Raw genomic sequence first — 8449 nt, 5'->3', positions numbered from 1 at the left:
GCCAGCGAACCGCATCAACCGCTGCTGGCCTTCGATCCGCAACAGGGCTTTCACGATCTCCAACTGCGCCAAGGCGAGGAGGCCTTTGCCTTCGAGCGCTTGAGCGGAGGCATGCGCGAACAATTGGGGGCAACGGTGCGCCTTGCGATGGCCGAAGTGCTCAAGCCGGCCTACGCCGATGCTTTGCCGCTGGTGTTTGATGATGCCTTCACCAACAGTGATCGTGAACGCCTGGTTGGCCTGCGCAAGATGCTCGAGCGCGGCATCCAGCAGGGGATCCAAATCGTGCTGCTCACCTGCCACACCGATGACTACGCCGCGCTGCTGGCCAACAACGCGTCGAGCGAACCTGCGCAACAGCAAGCACAAAAAAATCCCCCCGAGGTCATCGGGGGGACAGCACAGATGTGGGAGTGGGGTGAAAATCGGGTGATCGTGAAGCTGGACTGAACCCAGTGGTTTCGATCCGCCCAGATCGTTCTGCGCTCGATCACTCCTCGTCTTCGTCGGTGCCGCCAACGGGAATCAGGCGGATCTGCTTGCGGCCCAGCTTGATTTCAAACTCATCGCCAGGCTGCAGATCGAGCATGGCGGTGTAAGCCTTACCGATCAGCAGGTTGCCGTTGCCCTGAACGGTGGCCACGTAGCTCAGTTTACGGCCACCCTTGCCGACCTTGCTGGCGCCGCCGAGTTCGACACCCTTGGCCTCGAGCAGGGCCTCGTAGAAGGCCGTGAAATTCAGCCGCTCACCACCATCTTTCTTGGTGGAGACATAGCCGCAGGCGCGGACGATCTCAGATTTACCCACATCGCCGAGCTCCTTGACTTTGGCCAGTAGGTCCGATCCGGTGAGCATTGCGTGGAGATGTGCTGAAGAAGACATTAATAACCTACAACATCGAGACCAGCGTTGCCATGCGTTCCTCAACCAACATCCCAGAGAGCAGCGAACCACAATGCAGGTGTGATTCTGCGCTGTTCCAGACATGCCCCATCAGGTTCGACGCCTGAACAGCAACGATCACGATGCACTCGTGGAGATCTATCGCCAAGCGGTGCTGGGTTCCACCGCAAAGCTTTACAGCGAAGCGCAGCAATGGGCCTGGGCAGAGCAGAGCAACACGCTGCGATCGCTGCTGCCAGAGGGCGAAGGATGGGTGATCCGCAATCAACGCGATCAGCCGATCGCCTTCAGCCTGCGCTACCCAGCCGATCGCCTTGCTCTGCTCTACAGCCATCCCAACGCCCAGAGGCAGGGCTGCGGAAGGCTCTTGATCAACGCCATCGAACAAGCCGCCAAGGCGGACGCGGTGAGGGCTCTGCGCACAGAGGCGAGTTTGATCTCCAGGCCCCTGTTCGAGCGGCTTGGCTGGCAGGTGAGCTGGCGGGAGGAGCTGCGCATCGGCGGCGTGCCTTTCCAGCGCTTTCGCATGCACAAGCAGCTGGGGCAGAGATACTGATCCCATGGCCGAAGCCCAGCTGCAGCAATTCCTCGAGAAGGTGCGCCAACTCAATGCCTTTGTGGCCTTGAGTGAAAGCCAACCCGCCCTGCGAGATGCCCTACGGGCGTGCGATCAACACCATGAAGTGGTGGCCCTGGCCGCCCAGCATGGCTTTGACATCGGGCGACGCTGGGGGGACAGCCAGGCAGCACCGGAGCAACCCAGGGAACGGTTCAGCAACCAAAACAATCTGTTGTCCAGTTCTTGCCCGGCGACAGGGGAAGAACGGGTGGATCGCTTAATCGAGGGATTGGGGTGGCGGTTGGAGCGAATTCACTCCTGCCTCGCTAGCAGCCCGGAAGGCTTCTGGTACGACCCGGCCGAAGCCGAGTGGGTGATGGTTCTGCGCGGCAGCGCGCGACTGCAGTTTGAAAATGAACCGCAGCCTCGCGATCTTTGCGTCGGCGACAGCCTGCTGATCAGGCCTCACCAGCGGCATCGGGTGGTTACGACAGATCCCGATCCTGGAACCCTGTGGCTTGCTCTCTTCTGGTCGGCAGACGCTTGATATGCGACTGGCGCACAAGCCAATAGGCGCCTGCCAATGAGAGCACGGCAAAGCCCAGGCCAATGAGATCGGCAGGACTCTTCTCAACCCCGGGTGGCATCACGATCACTTTTCTGGCGACAGCCGTGAGGGCCGTCACCAGGACCAGCTCGATCTGCACCACATGCTCCCGCAAGTAGGCCGTGAGGTTCTGGAGTACCTCCAGAGCGATCAGGATGACGAGCACCTGATCCAGCAACCGAATCAATCCCTCGCCGGTCCAGTTGACGTTGAGATCCAGCAGATCGCTACCGAGGAAGAGTAGCAGCTGCAGGGTGGCCACGACCACCACGCCGGTGAGCACCACGGAGAGCACTTTGGCGAGGGCGCGCTCAAAGGCTGTGATCGCCCGAAGGAAAGATCGATCGTCAAACAAACGCATCAGAGCGGTCGTTAGTAGCTGAAGGGCCTGTACTGCGGCTTGGCAGGGGTATCACCGGGAGGATTGACCACCTTGGTGTCGCAAGTGATGCTGCCATCGGCTGCGGTGACGCAGTTTTGAGGCTCAATCTTGGTTTCTGGGCCCACGTTGCTGCCTGGCCCCCAGAGAAAGCTCTCCACCTGAGCCAAAGCCGGCAACTCCAAACCAGCCACCACCATGCCGGCACACAGCTTGAGGCCAAAGGCGGCCGGGGAAGCAAACAGGCGATGCAACAACATGGCGGCGGCGGAGCGTGCCACCACTTTGACGCGTCCGCGTTGCCCCGTCAGGCTTCGCCGACGTCGAGCCGGATTTCCTGGAGCAGCAGATCCAGCTGACCAAGCGAGTCGTCGAGGGAGATCGGTGCCTGATCGTCGCCATCGATCCCCTGATCCTCTCCCTGCCAGAGCGATTCGATGTCACAGAGGCGTTGGGCCAGACCCGTGAGCCCATCACGGTTGTGCACCCGAGCGAGTTCTTCGAGCAGCACGGGCATGCGGATCGAGCTGGCACGAAGGGCCCGGCGCAGATCAGCCTGCGTGCGGCCGCAATGGCGCAGCCAGTCCTTCAGGAACGCCTGAAGATCATCCAGCTGCTCGGCGGTGAGCGTGGCCATCAGCGCCCCAGGGGAAACCAGCGATCCAGTTTGCGCTGCGCCCGCAAGCGAATCTCGTCGTTGATGTGGGTGGAGCAGAGGCCGAGGAGTGCGGAGAGCGCCACCAGATCGTCGCTGAAACCGGCCGCCGGAATGAAGTCGGGAATCAAATCCATCGGCAGCAACAGATAGGTGAGGGCCGCCAGCATGGTGAGCCTCACCTGTGGTGGGGTTTTGGCATCCAAAAGCAGCTCCAGGCATTCGAGCGCTGGGCGAGCCAAGGTTCGACCGGCGCGCCGCAGCAGTCTCCGCAGCGCACCCTCATCCACTTCAGTGCTGCCCAGAACATCGGCATCCACGGTTTCGCTGTAGCCGGTGTTGGCCACGGGCGGAGCCTCACTCAGTCACTGAATCCATCATGAACCGGCAGGCCAGCGGCTGAGCAATCAGCTGCCCACCTCCACCAGACCGGCTTGGATACCGGCCTTGCGCAATTTGCGCAGGGCCCGTTGCACCACCTGGCGGCAATATTCGCGGCTGCAGCCCAGCAGGCGAGCCACCTCGGCCAGGGTGCGCCATTCATGGCTGCCATCCAGACCGAAGCGCAGCATCACCACGGTGCGCTCCTTGGGGGTGAGGTTGGATTGATCCAACAGCTTCCACACCGCTGCATTGCGCTCAGCCAACTCGCAGCGCTCCATCGGCGGTAGATCCTCACTGGGCAGCACATCCACCAGTTCGGTGGGATCCGACTTCGACTTCACCGCCCCCTGCAGACTCACCGTGACGCTGCGTAGCTCGCAGCCCAACAGGTCTTCCACTTCGGAGAGTGGAAGATCCATCGCTGCCGACAGCTGCTCGGCGGACGGTTGCATGCCATGGCGTTGCAGCAGCCGCGCCTTGGCCGCCCGCAGCCGAGTGAGCTTCTCATTCACATTCACTGGAATGCGAATGGTGCGGCTCTGGGTGGAGAGCGCCCGATTCAGACCCTGGCGAATCCACCAGTAGGCATACGTACTGAAGCGGTGCCCGCGGGTGGGGTCGTATTTCTCCACCGCTCGTGTCAACCCGAGGGTGCCCTCCTGGATCAGATCGAGAAGATCAAGCCCCTTGCCCTGGTAGCGCTTGGCGAGATTGACCACCAGACGCAGATTGGCAGTAATCATCTGATCCTTGGCACGCTCTCCCACGCGCAGGGTGCGTTTCTCGATGTCGTTGTAGGCGCAGGCTTCACCCACACCACCAGCGCTGTTGCAGCGATCGTGCAGCGCCACCATGGCCTGCACCTTGCGACCCAGCATCAACTCCTGTTCGGGAGTGAGTAACTGATGGCGGCCGATTTCGCCCAGAAAGGCACTCAGAGAGCTGGCCATGCAGAGGTCCATCCACTGAATTGAACCTAGAAGCTTTTTCGCTCAACGAGGAAAGCAACCAAAAGGCTTCCAGGTTTCAACTTTGCTTCCCAATTGTTCAACCTGGCGCGACACAGAACCACATCAGATCTGGAAGCTTTCCAGTGCAAACAACGCATCTCGCCGTGATCAAGGGCATCATCAACGCCAGCACGGACACCCCCTGAGGGCGGACAAGCTCGCTACGGTCATGGCTTCGTGCCTGCCCTGCGCCATGCCCGCTTTCGCGGCCCTGCTCGCCGACCTCCCTAGCGATGTGCTGCCTCGCGCTGGGGTGGCCTACGTCCACTACCTGAGTTTCATGCTCTGCTTTGGGGCCCTGGTGCTGGAGCGGCGTTTGATTCGCCCCAACCCCAGCAAGCAAGACGCCACCTTGATGGTGATCACCGATGTGGTGTACGGCATGGCTGCTCTGGCTCTGCTGGTGAGCGGCATCCTGCGGGTGATGTATTTCGGCCAGGGAGGCGCCTTCTACACCGAAAACCCACTCTTCTGGTGGAAGGTGGGCCTCTATTTGAGTGTGGGCGGCCTGTCGCTCTATCCCACGATCACCTACATCCTTTGGGCGATTCCACTGCGCAAAGGTGAGCTGCCCCAGGTGAGTGAAGCCCTGGCCAACCGCCTGGCCTGGATCCTCAACATTGAGCTCGTTGGCTTTGCCTTGATTCCCCTGCTGGCCACGTTGATGGCCCGGGGTGTGGGCTTGCCCGGCACCTTGGGCGCCTGATCGGCGGTTGCGTTGTGGAGTTACCGCCTCCGGCTTCTGTCTCCTGCGGGATAGCCACGGAGATCCGCCCGTGGACAGCTCCACCCAGCAATCCAGATCCGCCAACAGCCACCCCTGCGGCAGCCTCCTCCGTACCTAATCCCGTACCTAACCCCGTACCTCACACCCTTTCTGAGCACAGCAGCCCTGCTGGCGATTACCGCCATCAGCTCAAGCCCACCCCCGCCGGCTGGCCGATCCGCTCCCACTGGTGTGTGTGGGTCGAACCGGTACGCGACGGCGGGCCCACGGGGATCTGGGAGCAACGCTGGCACCAAGCCGTGATGGCTGCGCTGGCCACCTGGCAACGGCATCTACCAATCACGCTGGTGGATCAACCCGAGCGCGCCCAGGTCCTGGTGGAACGCCGGCGGCCGCCGCGACTGAACAACCGCGCCAGCCATGGCAGAGCCGTGCTGGAGCTGCTGGAGGTGCGTCGGCCGCGAACCTGGCAGCTCGAGCCCCGGGTGACCGTGCTGATCAGCCCGGGCCAGGCCCAGCCGGCGATCCAGGCCACGGCTTTGCATGAACTGGGCCATGCCTTCGGGCTCTGGGGCCACAGCGATCAACCCAGCGACGCGATGGCCGCCAAACCAGGAGCCAAACCCATCCTCGAACTGAGTGAACGCGACCAGCGCACCCTGCGCTGGCTGCAGCAGCAGCCCGGGCTGAACCCATCTCCCACGCCATGAGCCCTCCCAAGCGCACGATCTCCGATCTGTTTCTGCGCCGGCCGGTCTTGAGCCTGGTGCTCACCGCCCTGCTGCTGTTGCTGGGGGCCCTGAGCCTGGTGCAGCTGCAGGTGGAGAACCTGCCCCCGATCGCGCCTGGGCGCGTGAGTGTGAGCAGCACCTATCCCGGCGGCAGCCCTGAGGTGGTGGAGCAGGGGGTGACAGCCCTGCTGGAGCGGCAACTCAACGGTCTGGAGCGGCTCGACACCATTCGCTCCACCAGCACGTCGGGCAGCAGCAGCATCAACCTCAGCTTCCGCGGCGGTGCTCCTGAGCTGAATCAGGTGAACGCTCAGAACGAGGTGAGCCAGGTGCTGCGCCAGCTGCCGGCCCAGGTGGCGAGGTTGGGGGTGCAGGTGCGCCGCAGCTCCGACGATCTGCTGATGGTGCTCAGCTTCAGCGCTGAGAAGGGCCGCTATAGCGATGTCTTCCTGAGCGGCTGGGTGAACCAGGTGGTGAAGGAGCGCCTGCAGCGCGTGGACGGTGTGGGCAATGTGACGCTCTTTGGCGGCAGCCCCCTGGCCTTCCGTCTCTGGCTCAACCCCGCAGCGCTGCTGGAGCGGCAGCTCACCATCAGCGATGTGCGCCAGGCTCTGGAAGCGCAGAACGTGCTGGCCGCCTTAGGCCAGGTGGGGGAGGAACCGGTGCCGCCCGGGCAGGCCACCTCGCTGCCGCTGCAGATGGAAGGTCGGCTGCGCAGCCCGGAGGAACTGGCACAGCTGGTGGTGGGCCGCGGCCCCGATGGCGGTGTGGTGCTGCTGCGCGATATCGGCCGGGTGAGCCTCGGCAGCGAGAGCTACGGCAACGTGGCCACCAACCTCAAGGGTGATCCCACCGTGGCCCTGGGGGTGTTCCAGCGCGATGGCAGCAACGCTCTGAAGGTGAGTGAGGCGGTGGAGCGCGCCCTGGCGGAGCTCGAACCCCGCTTCCCGCCAGGGGTGGATCTGCAGCTGATCGTGAATGAAGCCGACACCGTGCGCCAGAGCATCGGCGAAGCGGCGGGCAGCCTGCGGGATGCGGTGCTGCTGGTGTTCCTGGCTCTGTTGCTGGGGCTGGGCAACAGCCGCCTGGCCCTGATCAGCGCCCTGGCGGTGCCGGTGTCGCTCCTGGGTTCGATCACCCTGATCAACCTGAGCGGCACTTCAATCAACACCCTCAGCCTGTTCGGCATGGTGTTGGCGTCCGGGCTGGTGGTGGACGACGCCATCGTGGTGAGTGAAGACATCGGCCGCCGGCTGGAGCAGGGGGCCTCACCGCTGGCAGCAGCCCGCGAGGCCATGGCCGAACTGGGCGGCGCTGTGGTGGCCACCTCGCTGGTGCTGTTGGTGGTGTTCATCCCGGTGCTGGGCATGCAGGGCAGCGTGGGCAGGCTCTACGCCCCGATTGCGCTCACCATCGGCGCCACGATTGTGGTGTCGACGTTCAATGCCATCAGCTTCACGCCGGTGGCGGCGAGCCGCATCCTGCATGCGGAGCAGCGCGAGCCGGCCTGGCTGCTGCGCTGGATTGATCCACCGCGCCGCTGGCTGGAATCCCTGGAGCAGCCCTACGGCCGCTGGCTCGACCGGAGCCTGCAGCACCGGAGCCGTCTGCTGATCGCCCTGGCCCTTGGCCTGTTGCTCACCATCGTTGGGCTCAGCCTGCGGCCCAGCGCCTTCATCCCCCAGGAAGACAACGGTCAGCTGCGCGGCGTGGTGGTGCTGCCGGAAGGCTCCGCGCTGCAGCGCACCCAGGCGGTGATGGAGCAGGTGCGCAGCACCCTGGCGGCGGATCCGGCCCTGCGCAGCGCCAACTTCTATGCCGGTCGCTCCTTTGGCGACAGCAGCGCCAACAAAGGCATTTTCTTCGTGCGGCTCCAGCCGATCGGCCAACGCGGCGAGGGGCAACCCTCCACCGCCGCGGTGGCCCAACGGCTCAACCGCCAGTTGATGCAGCGCATAAAAGGGGCGGTGGTGATGCTGAGCGAAGCCCCCACCGTGCGCGGCTTCAGCAGCGAAGGGGGGCTGGAACTGGAACTGCTCGACACCAGCAATGGTCAGCTCAACATTCAGCAGTTCGCCCAGCAGGCCCAGCGTTTCATCCAGGCCGCCAATGCCAGCGGACGCTTCACGCGGGTCTCCACCCGTTTCAATGCCGATTCACCGGTATTGCGGCTCGAACCGGATCGCCTGCAGCTGGCCTCCTTGGGCGTGGACCTCGATGAGCTGGTGGCCACCCTGCAGGCCAGCTTCGGCAGCACCTATGTGAACGACAGCTTTGAAGGCGATCAGGTGCGACGGGTGATCGTGCAGCTGGAAGGCCAGGGGCGCCGCGACGTGAACGACGTGCTCGCTTTGCAGGTGCGCAACCGCAACGGCCAGCTGATCCCCATCGGCCAGGTGGTGCAGGTGGTGCCCTCCACTGGGCCCAGCGTGATCAACCACAGCCGCCTGGTGCGCTCGATCACGATTCAGGCCCTGCCAGCTCCGGGCGTGA

Annotated in this window: 12 protein-coding genes; 6 read left to right on the top strand and 6 right to left on the bottom strand. The window is 63.7% G+C overall.

The genetic code is table 11. From position 1 onward, the window contains the following. Positions 1-111: 111 nt before the first annotated feature. Positions 112-450, top strand: coding sequence for a hypothetical protein (locus ACIQ2E_RS09745; protein ID WP_398329571.1), 339 nt, complete (start codon positions 112-114; stop codon positions 448-450). Positions 451-490: 40 nt separating this feature from the next. Here ACIQ2E_RS09745 and ACIQ2E_RS09740 read toward each other — a convergent pair whose 3' ends face one another. Continuing rightward, positions 491-856, bottom strand: coding sequence for an AbrB family transcriptional regulator (locus ACIQ2E_RS09740; protein ID WP_010310178.1), 366 nt, complete (start codon positions 854-856; stop codon positions 491-493). A gap of 130 nt (positions 857-986) precedes the next feature. On the opposite strand from ACIQ2E_RS09740, the gene ACIQ2E_RS09735 reads away from it, so the two are divergent. Both ACIQ2E_RS09735 and ACIQ2E_RS09730 read left to right on the top strand, forming a co-directional pair. Further along, complete coding sequence (locus ACIQ2E_RS09735) at positions 987-1460, top strand: GNAT family N-acetyltransferase (protein ID WP_398329568.1); 474 nt, start codon at positions 987-989, stop codon at positions 1458-1460. 4 nt (positions 1461-1464) lie between these two features. Continuing rightward, entirely contained in the window at positions 1465-2010 is a 546-nt protein-coding gene (locus ACIQ2E_RS09730; RefSeq protein ID WP_398329565.1) for a Nif11 domain/cupin domain-containing protein, read from the top strand. Here ACIQ2E_RS09730 and ACIQ2E_RS09725 read toward each other — a convergent pair. Genes ACIQ2E_RS09725 through ACIQ2E_RS09705 form a run of 5 tightly spaced genes read right to left on the bottom strand, consistent with a single transcriptional unit; the run spans position 1949 to position 4438 of the window. Next, the gene (locus ACIQ2E_RS09725; protein WP_398329563.1) at positions 1949-2431 is read right to left on the bottom strand and encodes a phosphate-starvation-inducible PsiE family protein; all 483 of its coding nucleotides are present in this window, start codon (positions 2429-2431) and stop codon (positions 1949-1951) included. The two genes, ACIQ2E_RS09730 and ACIQ2E_RS09725, sit on opposite strands and share 62 nt — an antisense overlap. A gap of 11 nt (positions 2432-2442) precedes the next feature. Next, entirely contained in the window at positions 2443-2730 is a 288-nt protein-coding gene (locus ACIQ2E_RS09720; RefSeq protein WP_398329560.1) for a hypothetical protein, read from the bottom strand. A gap of 26 nt (positions 2731-2756) precedes the next feature. Then, on the bottom strand, positions 2757-3086 hold the full coding sequence (locus ACIQ2E_RS09715) for a hypothetical protein (protein WP_398329557.1): 330 nt from the start codon (positions 3084-3086) through the stop codon (positions 2757-2759). Continuing rightward, positions 3086-3451, bottom strand: a complete 366-nt coding sequence (locus tag ACIQ2E_RS09710; RefSeq protein ID WP_398329554.1) for a YkvA family protein — start codon at positions 3449-3451, stop codon at positions 3086-3088. The genes ACIQ2E_RS09715 and ACIQ2E_RS09710 overlap by 1 nt, the downstream gene beginning before the upstream one ends. A 60-nt stretch (positions 3452-3511) precedes the next feature. Further along, positions 3512-4438: an RNA polymerase sigma factor RpoD/SigA gene (locus tag ACIQ2E_RS09705; RefSeq protein WP_398329551.1), complete on the bottom strand. Its 927-nt coding sequence runs from the start codon at positions 4436-4438 to the stop codon at positions 3512-3514. A 253-nt stretch (positions 4439-4691) separates the two neighbouring features. On the opposite strand from ACIQ2E_RS09705, the gene ACIQ2E_RS09700 reads away from it, so the two are divergent. The 3 genes from ACIQ2E_RS09700 to ACIQ2E_RS09690 all read left to right on the top strand — a co-directional run. Then, entirely contained in the window at positions 4692-5204 is a 513-nt protein-coding gene (locus ACIQ2E_RS09700) for a DUF2214 family protein (RefSeq protein ID WP_398329548.1), read from the top strand. Positions 5205-5458: 254 nt separating this feature from the next. Continuing rightward, the gene (locus ACIQ2E_RS09695) at positions 5459-5935 is read left to right on the top strand and encodes a peptidase (RefSeq protein ID WP_398329545.1); all 477 of its coding nucleotides are present in this window, start codon (positions 5459-5461) and stop codon (positions 5933-5935) included. Next, on the top strand, positions 5932-8449 hold a 2518-nt coding region (locus tag ACIQ2E_RS09690), incomplete at its 3' end, for an efflux RND transporter permease subunit (RefSeq protein WP_398329542.1). The genes ACIQ2E_RS09695 and ACIQ2E_RS09690, both read left to right, overlap by 4 nt.

The organism is Vulcanococcus sp., assembly GCF_044369115.1.
In the GTDB taxonomy this organism is placed as follows: Bacteria; Cyanobacteriota; Cyanobacteriia; order PCC-6307; family Cyanobiaceae; genus Vulcanococcus.
This window is presented reverse-complemented; position numbering and strand designations above follow the sequence as displayed.